We start from the raw sequence: 20,940 nt of genomic DNA, 5'->3' as shown, positions 1-20,940 counted from the left end.
TGTGATCGGATCGAGGCGGGGAAGGGCACCGGCGCTGTCGTACTCCGGTGGCATCATGTGCTGCGGACGCGGGCGGGAGGGCACGGACGGCATGGCGCACGGCACCCTGACGGAGCGGAGCGGGCAGCGCAGGAGCCCCGGCGAGCTGCTGCGCGACGCGCACCGGCTGCTCGACGCCGCGCACGCCCTGCAGGCCGACCACCAGCGCGCGCGGGCCGGGGTGCACCGGGCGCTCGAACCGCTGCGCGACGAGCAGGCCCGCGAGCAGCTCACGGCGATCCCGCTCGGCCGGCTGAAGGACGTCACCGGCGGCCGCGTGCGGATCGCCGCCCTGGAGAAGGGCGGCTACACCAGCGTCCTCGACGTCCTCGACTCCTCCCCCTACAGGCTCCAGCTCCTGCCCGGCGTCGGCGCGCAGACCGCGCAGCAGATCCACAGCGCCGCCCGGCAGATCCACGAGGCGGCGCGCCGCGCCGCGACCGTCCGCGTCGACGTCGACCGCCGCGACGAGGTCGCCGACGGCCTGGTCGGCGCCCTCTACCCGCTCGTGCACGCCGGCAGCGACCTCGGCAAGGCGCGCCGCGCCGCCGACGGCTTCGACGAGACGCTGAGCCCGCTGCTCGCCGACGCGCGCCCCGCCCGCAACTGGTGGCGGCGCCTCATCGCGACGCGCGCGCAGCGCGACCGGGCCCGCGTCGCGCTCGGCCGGATCGCCGAGGTCATGGCGGCCGAGGACGCCCGCACGGCGCCGCTGCTGCTGAACCAGGCCTCCGCCGACCTGCTGCGCCCCGCCGCCCGCGACGAGGCGTGGATCGACTACGAGCTGCGCGCCGCCGAGTACCAGACGCTGCTCGCCGAGATCGCCTCGACCACGCCCGACCACGAGGCCGCCGAGGGGTTCCTGCCCGGCGACCTCGCCGCCAAGGTGAAGGCGCAGCCCCTCGACGACGAGCAGCTGCGGGTGTCGCTGCGCGGCTACCAGTCGTTCGGGGCGCGGTTCGCGCTCGCGCAGGAGCGCGTCGTCCTCGGCGACGAGATGGGCTTGGGGAAGACCGCCCAGGCGATCGCGGCGATCGCGCACCTGCGGGCGCGCGGCGCGACGCACTTCCTCGTCGTCTGCCCGGCGAGCGTGCTCATCAACTGGGTGCGGGAGGTGGAGGCGCACAGCGCCGTCCCGGTGAACGCGGTGCACGGCTCGGGGCGCGCGGGCGCGCTGCGCGAGTGGGCGGCCGACGGCGGCATCGCGGTGACGACGCTGGACAGCCTGCACACCTTCCGGGCGCCCGACGGCGTCGACGTCGCGATGCTCGTGGTGGACGAGGCGCACTACGTGAAGAACCCCGAGACGCGCCGGTCGGAGGCGGTCGCGGCGTGGTGCCGGCGGGTGCCGCGGGTGCTGTTCCTCACCGGCACGCCGATGGAGAACCGCGTCGAGGAGTTCCGGACACTGGTGCGCTACCTGCGGCCGGAGCTGCTGGCCGAGGTGCGGCAGAGCGACGCCGCGCTCGGCCCGAAGGCGTTCCGGACCGCCGTCGCGCCCGTCTACCTGCGCCGCAACCAGCGGGACGTGCTGGTGGAGCTGCCCGACGTGGTGCACGTGGACGAGTGGGAGGAGTTCTCCCCGGCGGACGCGCGGATCTACAAGCGGGCGGTGCGGGAGGGCAACTTCATGGCGATGCGCCGCGCCGCCTACGCCGACCCGAAGCGGTCGGCGAAGCTGCGGCGGGTCGTCGAGCTCGTCGGCGAGGCGAACGAGAACGACCTGAAGGTCGTGGTGTTCTCCTACTTCCGGGACGTGCTGGACGCCGTCGGGGCCGCGCTCGGCGGCCGGGCGCACGGCCCGATCTCGGGGAGCGTGCCGCCGGACCGGCGGCAGGAGATCGTGGACGCGTTCTCCGGCGAGCCGGGGCACGCGGTGCTGCTCGGGCAGGTCCAGGCGGGCGGCGTCGGGCTGAACCTCCAGGCCGCGTCGGTGGTGATCCTGTGCGAGCCGCAGGTGAAGCCGACGATGGAGACGCAGGCGGTGGCGCGGGCGCACCGGATGGGGCAGGTGCGGGCGGTGCAGGTGCACCGGCTGCTGACGCCCGACAGCGTCGACCAGCGGATGCTGGACATCCTCAGCGTGAAGGCGAACCTGTTCGACTCCTACGCGCGGCGGAGCGATCTCGCCGAGGCGACGGCCGACGCGACGGACGTGTCGGAGGGGGCGCTGGCCCGCCGGATCGTGGAGGCCGAGCAGGAGCGCCTCGCGGGCTGACGCGCCCGGCGGGAAGATCCGGCGGGCCGCCGGTGTTGCGCTGGCGGACCGTTACGGCGAGCGAAGGAGTGCAGATGCCCTCGGTGAACGTGGAGCGCACCGGCGACGGCGGCTTCCGGGCCACCAACGACCGCGGCGCGAGCGTGGCGATCGGCGGCGCCGACGACGAGGGGTCCTTCTCGCCCGTCGAGCTGCTGCTGGCCGCGCTCGGCGGCTGCGAGCTGGTGACGGTGGAGCCGCTGACGGCGCAGCGCGGCCACCGGATGGCGCGGCTGGCGGCGACGGTGTCGGCCGACAAGGTCGCCACCAGCAGGCTCGGGACGATCACCGTCGCCTACGACGTCGAGCTGCCCGCGGGCGACGGCAAGGCCGCCGAGGTGCTCGCCGGCGTCGCGCACCGCGTCCACGACCGGTACTGCACCGTCGGCAACGCGCTGAAGGAGCCGATGACGGTCGAGCAGGAGCTCTGACCCCGTGGCGGGAGCGGGCCGCTAGGAGCAGGACGCTCCGCGCGCCGGGACGGCGCCGTCCAGCAGGTAGGCGTTCACCGCCTTCTGGACGCAGGCGTTCCCGGTGTCGTAGGCGCCGTGCCCCTCGCCGTTCAGGGTGAGCAGGGTGGCCTTCCCGCCGATCTCCCGGGTCAGCGCGGGCGCCCACGCGTAGGGCGCGGCCGGGTCGCCGGTGTTGCCGACGACGACGATGGGCGCGGCGTCCGGTGCGGACACGTCCTGCCCGGCGTCGTCGCCCGGCACCTTCCAGTCGCTGCACGCCAGCAGGCCCCAGGCCATCGACGGGCCGAAGACGGGCGAGGCGGCGCGGAAGCGCGGGAGCTGCTCGCGCACGTCGTCGACGCTGTAGCGCTGCGGCGCGTCGGCGCAGGTGACGGCCGTGTCCGCGGCGATCAGGTTGGTGTAGCGGCCGGTGTCCTGGCGGCCGTTCTGCGCGTCGGCGAGGACGAGCAGGTCGCGGCCGTCGCCCCTGGCGGCCGCCGCCAGGGCCTGCGCGAGGTAGGGCCAGAGGTCTTCGGAGTACAGGGCGGCGCCGACGCCGGTCGTGGCGAGGCTCTGGGTGAGGGCGCGGTCGCCGCCGGCCGGCAGCGGCGCCGCGTCCAGGCGGTCCAGCAGGTCGTGCACGCCCTGCGCGACGGCGGTGCCGTCGGCGCCGAGCGGGCAGGCGGCGGCGCCCGTCTTCGCGCAGGCGTCCGCGAAGCGGCCGAGGGCGCGCTGGAACGCGGCGGCCCGCTGGAGTGCCAGGTCCATGGGGCCGGTCCCGGTGCCGACGGCGCCGTCGAGGACGGCCCGCCCGACGCGCTCGGGGAACCGGTGGGCGTAGCCGCCGCCGAGCCGCGTGCCGTGGGAGATGCCGAAGTAGTCGAGGCGGGTCTCGCCGAGGGCGGTGCGGACGACGTCCATGTCGCGGGCGGCGTTGGCGGTGCCGACGAACGGCAGGACGGTGCCGGAGCGATCCGCGCAGCCCTGGGCGAAGGCCGCCAGCGACGCCCGGTAGGCGTGCTCCTCGGCCCCGGTGTCGGGCGTGGCGTCGGCGGCGGTGATCCGGTCCATGTCGGCGTCGCTCGCGCAGCTCACCGGCGCGCTGCGGCCGACGCCGCGCGGGTCGAACGCCACGAGGTCGTAGCGGGCGCCGAGCGCGGCGTAGTCGGCGGCGGACTGCGCGAACGTCTGCAGGCCGGAGGCGCCGGGGCCGCCGAAGCCGAGCAGCAGCGAGCCGATGCGGTGCGCGGTGTCGGCGGCCTTCAGCCGGACGAGCGCCAGATCGATCCTCTCGCCGGCGGGCCGTGCGTAGTCCAGCGGCGCCTGCACGGTGGCGCACTGGAAGTCGGTGCGGCCGCCGCGCTGGCTCGGCGGCAGTCCCGCGCACGGCCCCCAGCGGGCCGCCGCGACGCCCGTCACCGCGGGCCGGACGGCGCGGGCGTCCTCGTTCCCGCACGCGGTCAGCGCGAACGCGGACAATCCGCATGTGATGATCGCCGTCATCGCGGGCACCGGACCCCACCGTGACATCGCCCCTCCTTGACACGCCCGTCGGCAGCGGTGGGGGGCGTGACGTGATCTACCCATCGGCTCATAGGCTGACTCCTGCTCGGGCCGGTCCGCGGGCGCCTCCCCCAAAGGTCCGGACGCCGGTGGCACGGCGTACTACTCAAGTCTGAGATGAAGACCATTCGTCGCGGTGATCTCAAAGAGGTGGCCGCGCGGCAAAGATAGGTAGCATGGCCCAAACCGCCCCACCAGCTCCCCGCGGCCAGAGCGAACCGGCGCCCGCGGGCGCCCGTCCCGGCTCAGGCCGATGGCCGCGCGCGCTGACCGCTCCCCCGCTGTGGCGCGAGCTCCTCCTCATCGCGCTCTTCTACGCCGGATACACGCTCACGCGCATCGTGCTGGTCCAGGACGGGACGGGCCCGGCGTTCGCGCACGCGCACACCATCCTCGGGTGGGAGCGGGCGCTCGGCATCGACGTCGAACTCGACCTCAACCACACGCTGCTGATGGTGCCGTGGCTCGCGCGCACCGCGAACTTCTTCTACGCGACGGCGCACTTCGCGGTGACGCTGGCTCTCGTGGCGTGGCTGTACCGGTACCGGCCGCAGCACTACCGGTGGCTGCGCACCGCGCTGATGGCCGCGACCGCCGTCGCCGTCCTCGGCTTCTGGCTGTACCCGCTGGCCCCGCCGCGGTTCCTGCCCGACCAGGGGTTCGTGGACCCGGTCACCGCGCTGCACTCGTTCGGCCTGTACGCCAGCGACGCGTCCGGCAGCCTCACCAACCAGTACGCGGCGATGCCGTCGATGCACGCCGGCTGGGCGCTGTGGTGCGGGGTCGTGCTGGTGCGGGTGGCGACCCAGCGGTGGGCGCGGGTGCTCGGGGTGCTGTACCCGACGACGACGGTGCTGGTGATCCTGTCGACCGCCAACCACTACCTGCTGGACGCGGTGGTCGGCATGGCCATCATCGGCGCCGCCCTCGGCCTGTCGTGGCTGGCCTACCACCGCTGCCCGGACGGGGTGCGCCGCCGGCGCGCCCGCATCGGGGAGCGGGTCGCCGAGCGGCTGCTCTGGCGCGGCGCGCCGCCCGACGGCGCCCCCGCCGGTCCGGGCCGCGCCGTGACGGTGGCCCCCGGCGCCCCGCGCCCGCGTCAGTCGGCGCCGTAGAAGAGGCGCTCGACCACCGCGCGGGCGCGGCGGGCGTGGCGCCGGTAGTCCTCCAGCAGCTCCCCGGTGGCGGGGTAGCCGAGCACCTGGGTGACGGCGCTGCGCTCGTGGTGGTGGTCGGTCGGCAGCAGGTCCGAGGGGCGGCCGCGGACGAGCATGATGGCGTTGCGGATGCGGGTCGCCAGGCGCCACGCCTCGGCCAGCACCTCGGCGTCGGCGGCGTCGAGCAGGCGCGCGCCGACGGCGGCGTCCAGGGTGGCGAGGGTGCGGGTGGTGCGGAGCGCCGGGACCTCGGCGGCGTGCCGCAGCTGCAGGAGCTGGGCGACCCACTCGACGTCGGACAGGCCGCCGGGGCCGAGCTTGGTGTGCAGGCGCCGCTCGACGCCGCGGGGCAGCCGCTCGGACTCCATGCGGGCCTTCAGGCGGCGGATCTGGCGGAGCGCGTCCTCGCCGATGCCGTCCTCGGGCCAGCGGACGGGGTCGATGAGGGCGCGGAACGCCGCGCCGAGGCCGGGGTCGCCGATCATCGGGTCGGCGCGCAGCAGCGCCTGCGCCTCCCAGGGCGCCGACCAGCGCTTGTAGTAGGCGGCGTAGGACGCCAGGGTGCGCACGAGCGGCCCCTGCCGGCCCTCGGGCCGCAGGTTCGGGTCGATCCGCAGCGCCGGGTCGGGGGCGGGCAGCGCGAGCAGGCGGCGGAGCTCCTCGGCGACGGCGTGCGCGGCGCGGCCGGCGTCGCGCTCGTCGGCGCCGGGCCGCGGGTCGTGCACGAACATCACGTCGGCGTCGCTGCCGTAGGACAGCTCGTGGCCGCCGAGCCGGCCCATCGCCACGATCGCCATGCGGGTGGGCAGCGGTGACCGCCGCTCCATCTCGATCTTGGCGGTGGCGATGGCGAGCGCGGCCTCCAGGGTCGCGGCGGTGATGTCGGTGAGGGCCTCGCCGACGGCGCGCACGTCGGTGAGGCCGAGCAGGTCGGCGACCGCGACGCGGAGCAGCTCGCGGCGCCGGATGCCGCGCACCGCCTGCACGGCGACCTCGGCGGGCGCGGCCGCGCCGGTGTCGGGCTGGGCGTGGCGGCGGACGGCGGCGAGCGTCTCGCCGCGCAGGGCGGCGGCGCCGCGCGGCTCCAGCTCGGCGGCGGTGGCGAGCATCCCGACGGCCTCGGGCGCGCGCAGCAGCAGGTCGGTGGCGTAGCGGCTGGACCCGAGCACCCACGCCATCCGCTCGGCGACGGTGACCTCGTCGCGGAGCAGCCGCAGGTACCAGGGGGTGGTGCCGAGCGCGTCGCTGACCTGCCGGAAGCCGAGCAGGCCCGCGTCGGGGTCGGGGGCGTCGGCGAACCAGCCGAGCATGACCGGCAGCAGCGTCCGCTGGATGGCGGCGCGCCGCGACACCCCGGCGGTGAGGGCCTCCAGGTGCCGCAGGGCGCCCGCCGGGTCGCCGTAGCCGAGCGCGACGAGGCGGGTGCGGGCGGCCTCGGGGGTGAGGCGGGCCTCCTCCTCGGGCAGCCGCGCGACGGCGCGGAGCAGCGGCCGGTAGAACAGCTTCTCGTGGATGCGGCGGACCTCGCGGGCGTGCCGCCGCCAGAGCGCGGTGAACTCGGCGACCGGGTCGCCGCGCAGGCCGAGGGCGCGGCCGAGGCGGCGCAGGTCGCCCTCGTCGTCGGGCACCAGGTGGGTGCGGCGCAGCCGGTGCAACTGCACCAGGTGCTCGACGCGGCGCAGGAACCGGTACGCCGAGGCGAGCGCGGCGGCGTCGTCGCGGCCGACGTAGCCGCCCTCCGACAGGGCGTCCAGGGCGTCCAGGGTGGTGGGGCTGCGCAGCGCCTCGTCGTAGCGGCCGTGCACGAGCTGCAGGAGCTGGACGGCGAACTCGACGTCGCGGAGGCCGCCCGGCCCGAGCTTCAGCTGCCGCTCGGCCTCGGCGGTGCGCTGGTGCAGGTCGGCCTCGACGCGGCGGCGCATCGCCTGGACGTCCTCGACGAAGTGGTCGGCCTCGGCGGCGTGCCAGACGAACGGGGTGATCATGTCCAGGTAGGCGGCGCCGAGCGCGGCGTCGCCGGCGATGGGGCGCGCCTTCAGCAGCGCCTGGAACTCCCACGTCTTGGCCCACCGGTCGTAGTAGGCGCGGTGGCTGGCGAGGGTCCGCACGAGCGGCCCGGCCTTGCCCTCGGGGCGCAGCGCGGCGTCGACCTCCCAGAGGGAGCCCTCGACGGTGCTGGCCGAGCAGGCCCGCATCATCGCCGACGCGAGGCGCGTCGCGGTGCGGAGCGCGGCGTCCTCGGGGCGGCCCTCGCGGGCCTCGGCGACGAAGACGACGTCGACGTCGCTGACGTAGTTCAGCTCGCGGCCGCCGGCCTTGCCCATGCCGATCACCGCGAGCCGGCAGTCGGCGTGGCCGGGGACCTCGGCGCGGGCGACGGCGAGGCCGGCGTGCAGGGCGGCGGCGGCGAGGTCGGCGAGCTCGGCGGCGACCTCGGCGACGCCGGCGGCGCCGGTGAGGTCGCGGCCGGCGAGGGCGAGCACGTGGCGGCGGTAGGCGGCGCGCAGCGCGACGAGGGTGCCGGGGCCGGCGTCGCGGGCGACCGGCTCGGCGCCGGCCGGGTCGGCGCCGACGGCGCGCAGCAGGTCGGCGCAGAGCTCGCGGCGGCGCGTCTCGCCGCCCGCGCCCGCCTCGTCCCCGTCCGCGCCCGTCTCGTCCGTCTCGTCCGTGTCCGTCTCGTCCGCGGGCTCCGCGGCGCGCAGCACCCGCCAGTGGCCGGGATGCCGGGCCAGGTGGTCGCCGAGGGCGTCGCTGACGCCGAGGACGGCGAGGAGCCGCGCGCGGGTGGCGGGCTCGGCGGCGAGCGCCGCGCGCAGCGCCTCGTCCTCGCCCGCCTCGCGGGCCGCCTCCAGCAGCCGGACGAGGCCGCCGAGCGCCAGGTCGGGGTCGGCGGCGCCGCCCGCCGCCTCCAGCAGGTCGGCGCCGGGGGCGGCGGCCGAGTCCAGCAGCCGCTCCGCGCGGGCGGGGTCGGTGAACCCGAGCCTCGCCAGGCGGCCGGTCAGGGAGGGGCGGCGGTCGGACGTCCAGGGCTCGCTCACGGCTTCCAAGCGTAATCCGCCGGAGCCGCTCCGGGGCCGGATGCGGGCACGAGAAGATCTCGATCATGGGGGCGGGGCGGGGCGGTTCGTCGCCGCGACGGCCCCGGCGTCCGGTTCGGCGGCCGGTCGCGGAACGCCGGGTAAACCACTGGTGATCAAGAAGCGTCCTCTTCCGGACACCCCCGACCGAGGAGCCGCCCATGGCCTTCCGCACCCTCACCACGGCCGCCGCGGCCGTGACCGTGGCGCTCGGCGCCCTCGCCGTCCCGGCGAGCGCCGCCGCGCCGCGCAAGCCCGCGCTGCCGGGCGACTTCAACGGCGACGGCCGGCGCGACGTCGCGACCGGCGCGCCGAACGCCGCCGTCGGCGGCCTGCGCGGCGCCGGCCTGATCGCCGTCGCCTACGGCTCCGCCAAGGGCGCGAACCCCAAGCAGCACCAGGTGCTCACGGCCGCCGGCCCCGGGCTGCCCGGCTCGCCCGAGGACGACGCCGGCTTCGGCCAGCGGCCGTCCTCGGCCGACTTCGACAAGGACGGCTACGCCGACCTCGTCGTGTCCCAGGGCAACGGCAACGGCACCGGCATCGTGTACGGCGGCCCGAAGGGCCTCACCGGGCGCACCGCCACGCTGCCCGGGACCACCTACGGCGACGGCGGCACCGTCGGCGACTTCGACGGCAACGGCACCGCCGACGTGATCGTCCGCCAGGGCGACGCGCTGCTGGTCTACCGCAACCCGGGCGCGAAGCCCGGCACGCCGCAGACCATCGCGCTCGTACCCGAGAACGGCGAGTTCGTCCGGACCAAGGCCGTCGCCGCCGACTTCAACGGCGACCACCGGACCGACCTCGTGCTGCTCGCCAACGACGACATCGACGGCGAGCCGCAGGCGCCCCGCATCGAGCTGCGGCTCGGCACCGCCTCCGGCCTCGGCGCGCGCCAGGTCGTCGCCCGCCGCATGGTGGACGGCGGCGCGGCCGGCGACGTCAACGGCGACGGCCGCGCCGACCTGGTGTACGCCCGCGACGGCGACGACGCCTCCGGCGCCCGCTCGATCGGCATCCGCTACGGCACCGCGAAGGGCCTCGGCCCCGAGCACGTGGTGACCCAGGCCGCCAAGGGCGTGCCCGGCTCGCACGCCGCCGGCGACGGCTGGGGCCGGTCCCTCGCCGTCGGCGACACCGACCACGACGGGCGCGCCGACATCGCGATCGGCGCTCCCACGGCCCCGGTCGGCAAGGTCGAGCAGGCGGGCACCGTCACCGTCCTGCGCGGCGCCAAGGGCGGCTGGACCGCCACCGGCGCCAAGCTGATCAGCCAGGCGACGGCCGGGGTGGCCGGCGCGGCCGAGAAGGGCGACCTGTTCGGCTACGACGTGGCGTTCACCGACGCCGACGGCGACGGCCGCGCCGACCTGGCCGTCGGCAACCGCGGCGAGAACAAGGCCGAGGGGCGCATCTACGTGTTCCCCGGCGCCAAGGCCGGCCTCACGGTGAAGGGCCTGGTCCAGTTCGGGCCCGACTCCCTCGGGATCGGCGGCCGCCAGGCCGAGCTCGGCGCCTACCTGCTGCACTAGGCGCGCACGCGGAAGGGGCCGCCCCGGCGTCGAGCCGCCGGGGCGGCCCCTTCCGCACGCCTACAGGACGGCGATGAGGCGCTGGCGCTCGTAGGCGCTGACCTGGCGCCGGTAGTCCTCCCACTCCTGGCGCTTGTTGCGCAGGAAGAAGTCGAACACGTGCTCGCCGAGCACGTCGGCCATCAGCTCGCTCCGCTCCATCGCGTGGATCGCCTCGTCCAGGCTCTGCGGCAGCGGCTCGATGCCGAGCGCGCGGCGCTCGGCCGAGGTGAGCGCCCACACGTCGTCCTCGGCGCCCGGCGGCAGCTCGTAGCCCTCCTCGATGCCCTTCAGGCCCGCGCCGAGCATCGCCGCGAACGCCAGGTAGGGGTTGGCGGCGGTGTCCAGCGAGCGGAACTCCACCCGCGTCGCGTGGCCCTTGTGCGGCTTGTACATCGGCACCCGGACGAGCGCGGAGCGGTTGTTGTGGCCCCAGCAGATGTAGGACGGGGCCTCGCCGCCGGCGCCCGCGGTGGACCCGACGCCGCCCCACAGCCGCTTGTAGGAGTTCACCCACTGGTTGGTGACCGCGGTGATCTCGGCGGAGTGGCGCAGGATGCCGGCGATGAACGCGCGGCCGACCTTCGACAGCTGGAACTCCGCGCCCGGCTCGTAGAAGGCGTTGCGGTCGCCCTCGAACAGCGACATGTGGGTGTGCATGCCCGAGCCGGGGTGGTCGGTGAACAGCTTCGGCATGAACGAGGCGTAGACGCCCTGCTCCAGCGCGACCTCCTTCATGACCAGGCGGAAGGTCATGATGTTGTCGGCGGTGGTGAGCGCGTCGGCGTAGCGCAGGTCGATCTCCTGCTGGCCGGGGCCGCCCTCGTGGTGGCTGAACTCCACCGAGATGCCCATGGCCTCCAGCATGGTGATCGCGTTGCGCCGGAAGTCGTGCGCGGCGCTGTGCGGGGTGTGGTCGAAGTACCCGCCGGAGTCGACCGGGGCGGGCTCGCCGCCGTCCTCGGGGCGGTCGTTCAGCAGGTAGAACTCGATCTCGGGGTGGGTGTAGAAGGTGAACCCGAGGTCGGCGGCGCGGGCCAGCGAGCGCTTCAGCACGTACCGCGGGTCGGCGAAGCTCGGCGTGCCGTCGGGCATGAGGATGTCGCAGAACATGCGGGCGACGCCGGGCGCCTCGCTCCGCCAGGGCAGCACCTGGAACGTCGACGGGTCCGGCTTGGCGATCATGTCGGCCTCGTGCACCCGGGCGAAGCCCTCGATGGCCGAGCCGTCGAAGCCGATGCCCTCCCCGAAGGCGCCCTCCAGCTCGGCGGGCGCGACGGCGACCGACTTCAGGAACCCGAGCACGTCGGTGAACCACAGCCGGATGAAGCGGATGTCGCGCTCCTCCAGCGTGCGGAGCACGAACTCCTGCTGACGGTCCAAGGCCTTCTCCCTCGTGGTGCGTGCCGACCGGCCGGCCGGTGCCGTTCGCTCGGCGCCCGCGGACGCCTCGTGTTCCGGCCCATGCCCGCCCCGGGCGTGGTCTAACGATGTCGGACCACCCGCGCGCAGGCGCCGACAGGTGCGGCTCCTCCGCAGTATGCCCCGCCGCTGTTACCGGGACGTTACGGAGGCCGCCGGGGCGCCGCGGGCGCCGCCCGCAGAAACCCCCGACATCAGGGCAAACTCTGCCATACGTCCGGCGATGCCACAGCAGCGAACCGGCGACCGGCCCCTTACTCCCCGCTCCTCACTCCCCGACGCGGGCCGCCGCCGGGTTCAGCACCCGGGACAGGAAGGCGCGGGTCCGCTCGTGCTCGGGGGCGCCGATGACGCGGGCCGCCGGGCCCTCCTCCACGACCACGCCGCCGTCCATGAACACCACCCGGTCGGCGACCTCGCGGGCGAAGCTCATCTCGTGCGTGACCACCAGCATGGTCATGCCCTCGGCCGCCAGGTCCCGCATCACCCCGAGGACGTCCCCGACGAGCTCGGGGTCCAGGGCCGACGTCGGCTCGTCGAACAGCATGACCGCCGGGCCCATCGCGAGGGCGCGGGCGATCGCGACGCGCTGCTGCTGGCCGCCCGACAGCCGGTCGGGGTAGGCGTCCACCTTGTCGGCGAGGCCGACGCGCGCCAGCCCCTCCCGGCCGATCCGCTCGGCCTCGGCCCTCCCCCGCCCGAGCACCTTGCGCTGCGCGACGGTGACGTTGCCGAGCGCGGTGAGGTGCGGGAACAGGTTGAAGGACTGGAACACCATGCCGATGCCGCGGCGGATCGCGTCGATGTCGGCGTCGGGATCGGTGACCTCGGCGCCCGCGACCCGCACCGTCCCGCCCGTCGGCTCCTCCAGCAGGTTCACGCACCGCAGCAGCGTCGACTTGCCCGAGCCCGAGGGCCCGATGACGCAGACGACCTCGCCCGCCGCCACGGCGAGGTCGATGCCGCGCAGCACCTCGTGGTCGCCGAACGCCTTGCGCAGCCCGGCGATCTCGATCGCCGGGGCGGGCGCGCCGCCCTCAGGGTCCGCCGCGCTCATCGCCGCTCCTTCCGCTGCCGGTCCTCCAGCCGCCGGGCCAGGTAGCCGAGCGGGATCGTGATCGCCAGGTAGCAGACGCCGGCGACGACGATCGGGGTGGAGTTGCTCTTCTGGTTGGCCAGGTCCTGGCCGAACTTGCTGAGCTCGCGCTCGGTCAGCGTGACGCCGATGAACAGCGCCAGCGAGGAGTCCTTGATCCGCGACACCAGCTCGTTGGTGAGCGGCGGGATCACCATCCGCAGCGCCTGCGGGACGACGATCGTGCGGAGCGCGCGGGCGTGCGACATGCCGAGCGAGCGCGCCGCCTCGGTCTGGCCGCGCGGCACCGCCTCGATGCCGGCCCGGATGATCTCGGCCATGAACGCCGCCGACACCAGGCCGAGCGCCACCGCGGCCTGCCCGTAGACGCCGCCGGGCAGCTCGCGGCCCGGGTAGGCCAGCGGCACGCCGACCGCAACGAAGATGAAGATCAGCAGCGCCGGCAGGCCGCGGAACACCTCGATGTAGGCGGTGGCGAACCAGCGGTAGGGCGCCGCGGACGACAGCCGCATGAGCGCGAGCACCAGGCCCGCGGCGAGGCCGAGCGCCGAGCCCGACAGCGCGTAGACCAGGGTGTTGAACAGCCCGACGGTGATCATGTCGGGGAACAGGCCGCGCGCCGTGGCGGGGTTCAGGAAGTTCTGCTGGATCGAGTGCCAGTCCGCCAGCAGCGCGAGGACCACGACCGCGACGACGAAGGCCGCGTACTGGCCGCCGCGCACGAGGCCGCGGCGCCGCCGCCGGGACAGCCGCGGCGCCCCGGCGGGCGGGGCGGTTCGCAGGGCCGCCACGTCAGGACCCCGCCGGCATCGGGCCGATCCACTTCTCGTAGATCCGCTTGTAGGAGCCGTCGGTCCGGGACGCCGCGATCACGTCGTTGAGGATCTTCAGCAGCCCGGGGTTCTTGCCCTTGCGCACCGCGAACCCGTACCGCTCGCCGGTGTTGAAGTTGCCGAGCATCCCGTAGGCGGCGTTCGCCGGGTCCTTCAGCCAGCCCTGCAGCACCGGGTAGTCCTCGACGATGACCTGCACCTTGCCGGTGCGCAGCCCGTTCAGCAGCGCCTGGGAGTCCTTGAACGAGACCGAGTCGATCTTCTTGGAGTGGGTGTAGTCCTCGCCGGTCGTGGACGCCTGGGTGCCGACCTTCAGCCCCGCGGCCCTGACCTCGTCCAGGCTGGCGTAGGTCTTGCCCTTGCGGCCCATGAGGCCCTGGGTGGCGTCGAAGTAGGGGGCGGTGAAGTCGATGTACTGCGCCCGGTCCGGCTTGATCGTCATGCCGGCGGCGGCGACGTCGCACTTGCCGGCGTTGAGCGCCGACCCCGTCTTGATCGTCTCGAACGGGGTGTCGACGATCTCCTGGGTGACGCCGAGCTTCCTGGCGGCCAGGTCGATCAGGTCGACGTCGAAGCCGACGACCTTGCCGCCCTGCTCGGACTGGAACGGCGGGTAGGGCAGGTGCGTGCAGGTGGTGATCTTGCCCTTCTTCACCAGCGTGGCGCCCTGCACGGTGGACGAGCCGCTGCTGCTGCAGGCGGCCGCGGCCAGGAGCAGGGCGGTGGCCGCTGCGGCCGTGAGGGTTCGGCGGGGGGTCGTCGCGGGCACGGGGGTCCTCCAGGGTCGTCCGCTCGATCATCGAGACCGCCCCATGGTGCCCTATCGCGGGCCGCGCCGGGCCGATCGGGGGCACGGTCCCGCCGTTCCCCGTTTCCCGAGACTTGACGTGGCGTTCCCCCGGCCGCCGCGCGGCGGGCGGCTAGCGTGGGCGGACCGTGGACGTCTCGCTGCTGCTCTCGCTGACCGACCGGGTGCCCCTGCTCGCCGCGCGCCCCGGCCCCGCCGCCGTCCCGGCCACCGCGCCGGACGCCGCGCCGGACGCCGCCCGCGCCGACCGGCTCGACCGCTGGGCCCGCGCGGCCGGCCTCGCGCCCGGCGCGGCCCGCTGCGACCTGCTCGCCGCCCGCCTGTTCCCCGGCGCGCCCGCCGGGCGCGTCGAGCTGCTCGCCCGCTGGCTGGTCTGGGCGCTGGCGCTCGACGACGCCCTGGACCGGCCGCCGCTCGGCGACAGCGGCACCGGCGTCCGCGCCCTGTACGACGACCTGCTGGCGGCGCTCCGGCGCGGCCGGCCGAGCCCGGGGGCGCGCCCGCTGGAGTCGGCGCTCGTCGCGCTCTGGCACGCGACCGTCCGCGCGCCGGACGGCCCCGAGCTGAGCCGCGACTGGCGGCGCCGGTTCCTCCAGCACCTCGGCGAGCACCGCGACGGGTGCGCCGAGGAGGCGGTGAACCGGCGCACCGGCACCGTCCCGGGCCCGGCGGGCTACCCGGCGCTCCGCCGCCGGGCCGCCGCGCCCTACCTGTTCGACCTGGCCGAGCCCGTCCTCGGCGCCGAGCTGCCGCCCGCGCTCGCCGCCGCCCCGGCGTGGCGGGCGCTGCTCGACGGCGTCGCCGACATCCTCGCCTGGTGCAACGACCTGGCGTCCTACGACGCCGAGCGCGAGCGCGGCGACCGGCACAACCACGTCGCGGTGCTGGGCGAGGCGTACGGCTTCGGCGCGGCGAACGCGGCCCGCTCGGTCGCCGACCGCATCGCCGAGCGGGCGGGCGACGTCGCGGCCGCCGCCCGGACCCTGCCGGCGACGCTGGAGCGGCTCCGCTTCACCGCCGCCGAGCAGGCCGTCACGGAGCGCACCGTCCAGGCCCTGCTGGACGCGCCGCGCGTCCACCTGGACTGGCTGCGCGAGTCCGGCCGGCACGCCGCCCTCGCCGGGGCCCGCTGAGCGGCCCCGCACCTGCTTATCGTCAGATTGACGATACGCGGGGGCGATCGTCTACGCTGGTGACCGTGGCACAGCTCAGGATCGCTCTCGCGCAAGTGAACCCGACCGTCGGCGACCTCGACGGCAACGCCGACCTGATCGTGGAGTGGACCCGCCGGGCCGCCGCGGCCGGCGCGCACCTGGTCGCCTTCCCCGAGATGATGCTGACCGGCTACCCCGTCGAGGACCTGGCGCTCCGCACCTCCTTCGTGCAGGCGTCCCAGCGCGCCCTGGCGGACGTCGCCCGCCGCCTCGCCGCCGAAGGCCTCGGCGACCTGCCCGTCGTCACCGGCTACCTGGACCGGCGCACCGTCAGCCTGGTGCGCGCCGGGCAGCCCGCCGGCTCGCCGCTCGACGCCGCCGCCTGGCTGCACGGCGGCGAGGTCCTGGTCCGCTCGGCCAAGCACCACCTGCCGAACTACGGCGTGTTCGACGAGTACCGCATCTTCGTGCGCGGCGACCGGCTGCCGGTCGTCCGCGTGCACGGCGTGGACGTCGCCACCGCCGTCTGCGAGGACCTCTGGCAGGACGGCGGCCCGGTCGGCGTCACCGGCGAGGCGGGCGCCGGGCTGCTGCTGGCGATCAACGCCTCGCCCTACGAGAGCGACAAGGACGACGTCCGGCTGGAGCTCTGCGCCCAGCGCGCCCGCGAGGCCGGCTGCGCCGTCGCCTACGTCAACATGGTCGGCGGCCAGGACGAGCTGGTCTTCGACGGCGACTCCATCATCGTCGGCGCCGACGGCACGCTGCTCGCGCGCGCGCCGCAGTTCACCGAGCACCTGCTCGTCGCCGACCTCGCGCTGCCCGGCGCGAGCGCCCGCGTCCCCGAGGGCCTCACCCCGATCGACGCGCTCGACGGCACCACCATCACCGTCGACCGGCGCGTCCTGTCGGCGGACCCGCTGCCCGCCTACCCGGTCGAGCCGCAGGAGTGCGCCGAGCCGCTGGACGACCTCGCCGAGATCTACGGGGCGCTGGTGCTCGGCACCCGCGACTACGTCCGCAAGAACGGGTTCCGGTCGGTCATCCTCGGCCTGTCGGGCGGCATCGACTCCGCCCTCGTCGCCACCATCGCCTCCGACGCCATCGGCCCCGACCGCGTGCACGCCGTGCTGCTGCCGAGCCGCTACTCCAGCGACCACTCGGTGTCGGACGCCGAGGAGCTGGCCAAGCGGCAGGGCCTGCACGCCCGCACCGTCCCGATCGCCGGGATGGTGGAGGCGTTCGAGGCCGAGCTCGACCTGCACGGCCTCGCCGCCGAGAACCTCCAGGCCCGCATCCGCGCCAACGTGTGGATGGGGCTGTCCAACGAGGAGGGCCACCTCGTCCTCACCGGCGGCAACAAGAGCGAGCTCGCCACCGGCTACTCCACCCTGTACGGCGACTCGGCGGGCGGCTTCGCGCCCATCAAGGACCTGGTGAAGACCACGGTGTGGGACCTGGCCCGCTGGCGCAACGCCGCCGCCGGCGCCGGCGCCGGCCTGCCGTTCCTGCACCCCTTCGCGACCGCCCCCATCCCCGAGGCGATCATCGTGAAGGAGCCGTCGGCCGAGCTCAGCCCGGGCCAGAAGGACAGCGACAGCCTGCCGCCCTACAGCGAGCTCGACCCGCTGCTCGTCGACTACGTCGAGCACGACATGGGCCGCGACGCCCTGATCGCCGCGGGCCACGACGCGGCCCTGGTGGAGCGCGTCATCCGCCTGGTCGACCTCGCCGAGTACAAGCGCCGCCAGTACCCGCCGGGCCCGAAGGTCACCCCGAAGAACTTCGGCCGCGACCGCCGCGTCCCCATCACCACCCGCTGGCGCGAACCCGCCGCCGACTGACCCCACCCGCCGCCCGCCCCGAGCCGCCCGGCCCCGAACACCCCGGGCGGCTCGGCGGGCCCGCCCCGCACCCGAGTTCGCGTTCCCCTCGCGGATACCGCTCGCCATGGCGGCGCCCCCCTTTTCGGTCCCCCAGCCCTTGTGCACCATGCGGAACACGATTATCCAACGGCCCTGCACCCACAAGCGAGCCTCCATATAATTGCGCGAGGCAGGAATTGCGAAGGGCGCCGATGACCAGCTATCTTCCGCCGTCCAGCATCTGCAGCGCCTGCACGCATCTGCGAAAAATGGTCAACCCCGACTTCGATTCGGACAACGACGAACCGACAGAGGTCACCACCTGGTTCTGCCAAGCCTTTCCAGAGGCGATCCCCAGCGACCTGAAGACAGGTGGGTTCGACCACCGCAACCCCTACCCCGGGGATCACGGCATCCGCTTCGAGCTCGACCCCTCGAAGGAAGACCTGCTCGTCTACTTCATCAACGAGCATCCTGCAGGAAAGCGCAATAGAGACGTCACTCAGAGCGCCCGCTCCTGGGGAGCCCGGATGCGGAAGGAGTACATGAGGCGCGCCGAGGAGGTTTCCCGCCTCGTCCACGCGACCATCTGGGCCCCCTTCAACGAAGCAGGAGGAATTTTCCTCTACCGCGAAAGCCACATCACCTGGCTTCCCGCCTCAACCGACCCCGCCCGTCGCCCCGATCTCGGTGACGAGAAGGTGCGCTGGGCGAAGATCTCTTTCGATGAACTGGTGGAGCGGCTGCCGGATAACAGCATGATCCTCCCCGACGAGCGCGGCCCACTCATTCCTGCGGACCAGGCAAGAGAGGTGGACGCGACAGTGCTGAGACTGGCCGCTTCGCGCCACGGCGCGGGAATGAGCAGGCCGGAGTTCGCCGAATATTTTCACACCGGCGAATTCTTCTGCCCGACACCGTTCCCGTCAGTGGTCGAGGGCTCTCCGCTTCCCGTCTTCACCTCCACCGTGGCTCTTTACGGATCCCGCGGGCCGGCGGACTGGACACGGCTGTCCGCGGACGCACTTCTCAAGAGGGTCGGTCCCGATGCGGCGATCGTTCTCGATCCCGGATCGGCGCACTCCATCGAGATACATTGAACCTTTTTCGATGGCCTCGCGGGGCCGCTGGTCTCAGCATGGCCACCCGCGCCACCACGAAGCCGCTATCGTGGTGCGAATGAAGGCAGATGTGCTGCAAATTGTTCTCGGATGCATCATCCTGGGTTTCGGATGCGCCTGGCTGGCCTTCATCGAGCGTTACCTCATCTTCACCGCCAAGATCACCCATCGATGGCGGGCCGGCTCCGGGGAGGAGCCCTACGCGGTGGCGCGCTGGGGCGGCGCCTGCGTTCTCTTCTTCATCGGTGCCTTCGCGGTGATCGCGGCCCTGGTCAGGATGCTCGCTTGACCGGCGGGCTTCTCAAGAAGAGCGAGGGCATCGGCGATCGGGGTGAAGAGGCGGTCCCCGGCCGGTGGGGTGGGTTACTCGCGGTGGTGGGCCTCGCCGGGCCAGGCGGCCTCGGGCTCCTCGGGTTCGGGGTCGACGCCGGGGATGATCTGCTCGCACCAGACGACCTTGCCGGTCGGGGTGCGGCGGGTGCCCCAGCGGCGGGTGAGCTCGCTGACGACGAGCAGGCCGCGGCCGTTCTCGTCGTCGTCGGAGGCGTGCCGGAGGCGCGGCAGGGCGGCGGACCGGTCCAGCACCTCGCAGACGAGGGTGCGCTCGCGCAGCAGCCGCAGCTCGATGCCGGGCGGCGCGGCGCGCAGGTCGCTGCCGCCGGTGGCGTAGCGGATCGCGTTGGTGATGAGCTCGGAGGCGAGCAGTTCGGTGGCGTAGGTGAGCTCCGACAGGCCCCACTCGTCGAGCTTGCCGCGGACGAAGCCGCGGGCGCGGCGGACCGCGGCCGGGTCGGCCGGCAGCGTCCAGGACGCGACGCGGTCGGCCGGCAGGCGCTTCAGCCGGGAGATGAGGACGGCGATGTCGTCGCGGTGGTGGTCGGCGTAGACGCCGGCGAGCGTCGCCTTGGCCATGTCCTCCATCGACCGGGTGGCGGTGTCCTCGCCGAACACCGCCTGGAGGCGGTCCAGGCCGTCGTCGATGTCGCGGCCGCGGTTCTCCACCAGGCCGTCGGTGTAGATGACGAAGACGCTGCCGTCCTCGACGGCGAACTCGCGGCTCTCGATGGCGGCGCCGCCGACGACGCCGAGCGGCGGCGCGGGCGGGACGCGCAGGTACTCCTTGGTGCCGTCGGGGCCGACCAGCAGCGGCGGCAGGTGCCCCGCCGAGGCGATCTCCAGGCTGCCGGTGGTGGCGTCGTAGACGGCGTAGACGCAGGTGGCGAAGTGCGGCTCCTGCTCGCCGAGCTCGATCATCAGCTCGTGCATGACGTGCAGCGCGTCGGCGGGCGGCAGCTCCAGGTTCGCCAGCGTGTGCAGCGCGGTGCGGAGCCGGCCCATGGTGACGGCGGCGCGCACGCCGTGGCCGGCGACGTCGCCGACGATGAGCGCGGCGCGGGCGCCGGGCAGCGCGATCGACTCGTACCAGTCGCCGCCGACCTCGACGAGCTTGCTGCCCGGCAGGTAGCGGTGCCGGACCTCGACCGAGGACGGCGCGGTCAGCCGGTTCGGCAGCAGCGAGCGCTGCAGGGCGAGCGCGGTGGCGCGCTCGCGGCTGAACAGCCGGGCGTTGTCGATGACGATCGCGGCGCGCGCGGCGAACTCCATGCCGATCTCGACGTCGTAGGCGTCGAAGCGGCGGAAGCCCGGCACGCGGGTGCAGGCGATGAAGCCGAGCAGGGTGTCGCGGGCGATGAGCGGCAGCAGCACCATCGACACGCCGTCCAGCAGCGTGCCGGCCGGGCCGCGCCGCCACTTGCCGGCGATGTCGCCGGCCGCCTGGGTGCTGACGTGCGGCAGGTGGACGGGCCGGGCGGTGTCGAGCACCTCGCGGTAGGGGGTGCCCTCGGGGTAGATGAGCACCTCGCCGACCGGGAACGTCGCCGTCCAGCGCGGGTCGTTGTCGTCGGAGGTGACCGCGATGCGGCGCAGCACCGCCGAGCCGGACTCGGCGTGCACCTCGTCGGCGGCGACCAGGCTCTCCAGCACCAGCACCGACGCGGTGGTGCAGTAGTGCGGGACGATGACGTCGACGAGGCCGCGGGCGGACTGGTCGAGGTCCAGGGAGGCGCCGAAGCGGGTCAGCGGGTCGTCCATGAGGGCGCGGCGCATGAGCGCCGGGTCCTGGTACCGCTCGCTCGGCGGCAGCGCGACGCGGACGAACAGCAGCGCGCCGGCCGGGCCGGCGACCTCGCCGACCATCGGCTGCGCGGTGACCACGGCGTCGTCGGTGCCGCCGTCGCCGCGGCGCACCGGCAGCACGGCGGTGCGCTCCTGGCCCTGGGAGATCGCCTCCAGCAGGGCCTCCAGGTCGGCCTTGGCGTCCTCGGTGACCAGGGCGGCCGCGGGCCGCCCGATGAGGTCGCCGGGGGCCCGGCCGATCACCGCCTCGGCGTTCGGGCCGCACTGCACGACGCGGTGCGCCCCGTCCACTCCCAGCACGAGGGTGCGGGAGGCGGAGTCCCGAACCGGTGCATCGCCACGCGGCGCCATCACGGATCTCACCTGACGCGCTCCAGACAGAC

At 74.7% G+C, this 20,940-nt stretch carries 15 protein-coding genes; 8 read left to right on the top strand and 7 right to left on the bottom strand.

Annotation, left to right across the window (positions count from 1 at the left end; translation table 11 throughout):
* Positions 1–91: 91 nt before the first annotated feature.
* A complete protein-coding gene (locus K1Y72_RS00370) occupies positions 92–2,257 on the top strand; it encodes a DEAD/DEAH box helicase (protein ID WP_220162066.1) in 2,166 nt (721 codons plus the stop codon).
* Between the two features lie 74 nt (positions 2,258–2,331).
* On the top strand, positions 2,332–2,727 hold the full coding sequence (locus K1Y72_RS00365; protein ID WP_220162064.1) for an OsmC family protein: 396 nt from the start codon (positions 2,332–2,334) through the stop codon (positions 2,725–2,727).
* 21 nt (positions 2,728–2,748) lie between these two features.
* Here the strand turns inward: K1Y72_RS00365 and K1Y72_RS00360 are convergent, their stop codons facing one another.
* Positions 2,749–4,278, bottom strand: coding sequence for an alpha/beta hydrolase (locus tag K1Y72_RS00360; protein WP_220162062.1), 1,530 nt, complete (start codon positions 4,276–4,278; stop codon positions 2,749–2,751).
* Between the two features lie 209 nt (positions 4,279–4,487).
* On the opposite strand from K1Y72_RS00360, the gene K1Y72_RS00355 reads away from it, so the two are divergent.
* Positions 4,488–5,426, top strand: a complete 939-nt coding sequence (locus K1Y72_RS00355) for a phosphatase PAP2 family protein (protein WP_258571723.1) — start codon at positions 4,488–4,490, stop codon at positions 5,424–5,426.
* Here the strand turns inward: K1Y72_RS00355 and K1Y72_RS00350 are convergent.
* A complete protein-coding gene (locus K1Y72_RS00350; protein ID WP_308286820.1) occupies positions 5,411–8,506 on the bottom strand; it encodes a bifunctional [glutamine synthetase] adenylyltransferase/[glutamine synthetase]-adenylyl-L-tyrosine phosphorylase in 3,096 nt (1,031 codons plus the stop codon). The two genes, K1Y72_RS00355 and K1Y72_RS00350, sit on opposite strands and share 16 nt — an antisense overlap.
* A gap of 200 nt (positions 8,507–8,706) precedes the next feature.
* Here K1Y72_RS00350 and K1Y72_RS00345 point away from each other — a divergent pair, with 200 nt between their 5' ends.
* The gene (locus tag K1Y72_RS00345) at positions 8,707–10,080 is read left to right on the top strand and encodes an FG-GAP and VCBS repeat-containing protein (protein WP_220162058.1); all 1,374 of its coding nucleotides are present in this window, start codon (positions 8,707–8,709) and stop codon (positions 10,078–10,080) included.
* Between the two features lie 60 nt (positions 10,081–10,140).
* On the opposite strand, the gene glnA2 is transcribed toward K1Y72_RS00345, so the two are convergent.
* From glnA2 to K1Y72_RS00325, 4 genes are all read right to left on the bottom strand, one after another.
* The gene (gene glnA2 / locus K1Y72_RS00340) at positions 10,141–11,502 is read right to left on the bottom strand and encodes a gamma-glutamylpolyamine synthetase GlnA2 (protein WP_220162057.1); all 1,362 of its coding nucleotides are present in this window, start codon (positions 11,500–11,502) and stop codon (positions 10,141–10,143) included.
* A 307-nt stretch (positions 11,503–11,809) separates the two neighbouring features.
* Positions 11,810–12,598, bottom strand: a complete 789-nt coding sequence (locus K1Y72_RS00335; protein WP_220162056.1) for an amino acid ABC transporter ATP-binding protein — start codon at positions 12,596–12,598, stop codon at positions 11,810–11,812.
* On the bottom strand, positions 12,595–13,428 hold the full coding sequence (locus tag K1Y72_RS00330) for an amino acid ABC transporter permease (protein WP_220162055.1): 834 nt from the start codon (positions 13,426–13,428) through the stop codon (positions 12,595–12,597). The genes K1Y72_RS00335 and K1Y72_RS00330 overlap by 4 nt, the downstream gene beginning before the upstream one ends.
* A gap of 1 nt (position 13,429) precedes the next feature.
* Positions 13,430–14,239: an ABC transporter substrate-binding protein gene (locus K1Y72_RS00325; RefSeq protein WP_220162054.1), complete on the bottom strand. Its 810-nt coding sequence runs from the start codon at positions 14,237–14,239 to the stop codon at positions 13,430–13,432.
* 167 nt (positions 14,240–14,406) lie between these two features.
* Between K1Y72_RS00325 and K1Y72_RS00320 the strand changes: the two genes are divergently transcribed.
* The 4 genes from K1Y72_RS00320 (at position 14,407) to K1Y72_RS00305 (ending at position 18,707) form a co-directional block, all read left to right on the top strand.
* Positions 14,407–15,411, top strand: a complete 1,005-nt coding sequence (locus K1Y72_RS00320; protein WP_308286819.1) for a terpene synthase family protein — start codon at positions 14,407–14,409, stop codon at positions 15,409–15,411.
* Between the two features lie 65 nt (positions 15,412–15,476).
* A complete protein-coding gene (locus K1Y72_RS00315) occupies positions 15,477–17,276 on the top strand; it encodes an NAD+ synthase (protein ID WP_220162053.1) in 1,800 nt (599 codons plus the stop codon).
* A gap of 233 nt (positions 17,277–17,509) precedes the next feature.
* On the top strand, positions 17,510–18,397 hold the full coding sequence (locus K1Y72_RS00310) for an SseB family protein (protein ID WP_220162052.1): 888 nt from the start codon (positions 17,510–17,512) through the stop codon (positions 18,395–18,397).
* A gap of 79 nt (positions 18,398–18,476) precedes the next feature.
* A complete protein-coding gene (locus K1Y72_RS00305) occupies positions 18,477–18,707 on the top strand; it encodes a hypothetical protein (protein ID WP_220162051.1) in 231 nt (76 codons plus the stop codon).
* A gap of 74 nt (positions 18,708–18,781) precedes the next feature.
* Here the strand turns inward: K1Y72_RS00305 and K1Y72_RS00300 are convergent, their stop codons facing one another.
* A complete protein-coding gene (locus K1Y72_RS00300; RefSeq protein ID WP_308286818.1) occupies positions 18,782–20,857 on the bottom strand; it encodes a SpoIIE family protein phosphatase in 2,076 nt (691 codons plus the stop codon).
* Positions 20,858–20,940 lie beyond the last annotated feature (83 nt).

The sequence above is a fragment of the Actinomadura parmotrematis genome (assembly GCF_019458805.1).
GTDB lineage: Bacteria > Actinomycetota > Actinomycetes > Streptosporangiales > Streptosporangiaceae > Spirillospora > Spirillospora parmotrematis.
The sequence above is the reverse complement of the archived record's forward strand: the minus strand, read 5'-3'. Positions and strand labels throughout refer to the sequence as shown.

Excerpts from the sequence above, each read along its gene's own strand:
- K1Y72_RS00370 (WP_220162066.1), top strand. The coding sequence starts at position 92 with ATGGCGCACGGCACCCTGACGGAGCGGAGCGGGCAGCGCAGGAGCCCC.
- K1Y72_RS00365 (WP_220162064.1), top strand. The coding sequence starts at position 2,332 with ATGCCCTCGGTGAACGTGGAGCGCACCGGCGACGGCGGCTTCCGGGCC.
- K1Y72_RS00360 (WP_220162062.1), bottom strand. The coding sequence starts at position 4,278 with ATGTCACGGTGGGGTCCGGTGCCCGCGATGACGGCGATCATCACATGC.
- K1Y72_RS00355 (WP_258571723.1), top strand. The coding sequence starts at position 4,488 with ATGGCCCAAACCGCCCCACCAGCTCCCCGCGGCCAGAGCGAACCGGCG.
- K1Y72_RS00345 (WP_220162058.1), top strand. The coding sequence starts at position 8,707 with ATGGCCTTCCGCACCCTCACCACGGCCGCCGCGGCCGTGACCGTGGCG.
- K1Y72_RS00335 (WP_220162056.1), bottom strand. The coding sequence starts at position 12,598 with ATGAGCGCGGCGGACCCTGAGGGCGGCGCGCCCGCCCCGGCGATCGAG.
- K1Y72_RS00310 (WP_220162052.1), top strand. The coding sequence starts at position 17,510 with ATGACCAGCTATCTTCCGCCGTCCAGCATCTGCAGCGCCTGCACGCAT.
- K1Y72_RS00305 (WP_220162051.1), top strand. The coding sequence starts at position 18,477 with ATGAAGGCAGATGTGCTGCAAATTGTTCTCGGATGCATCATCCTGGGT.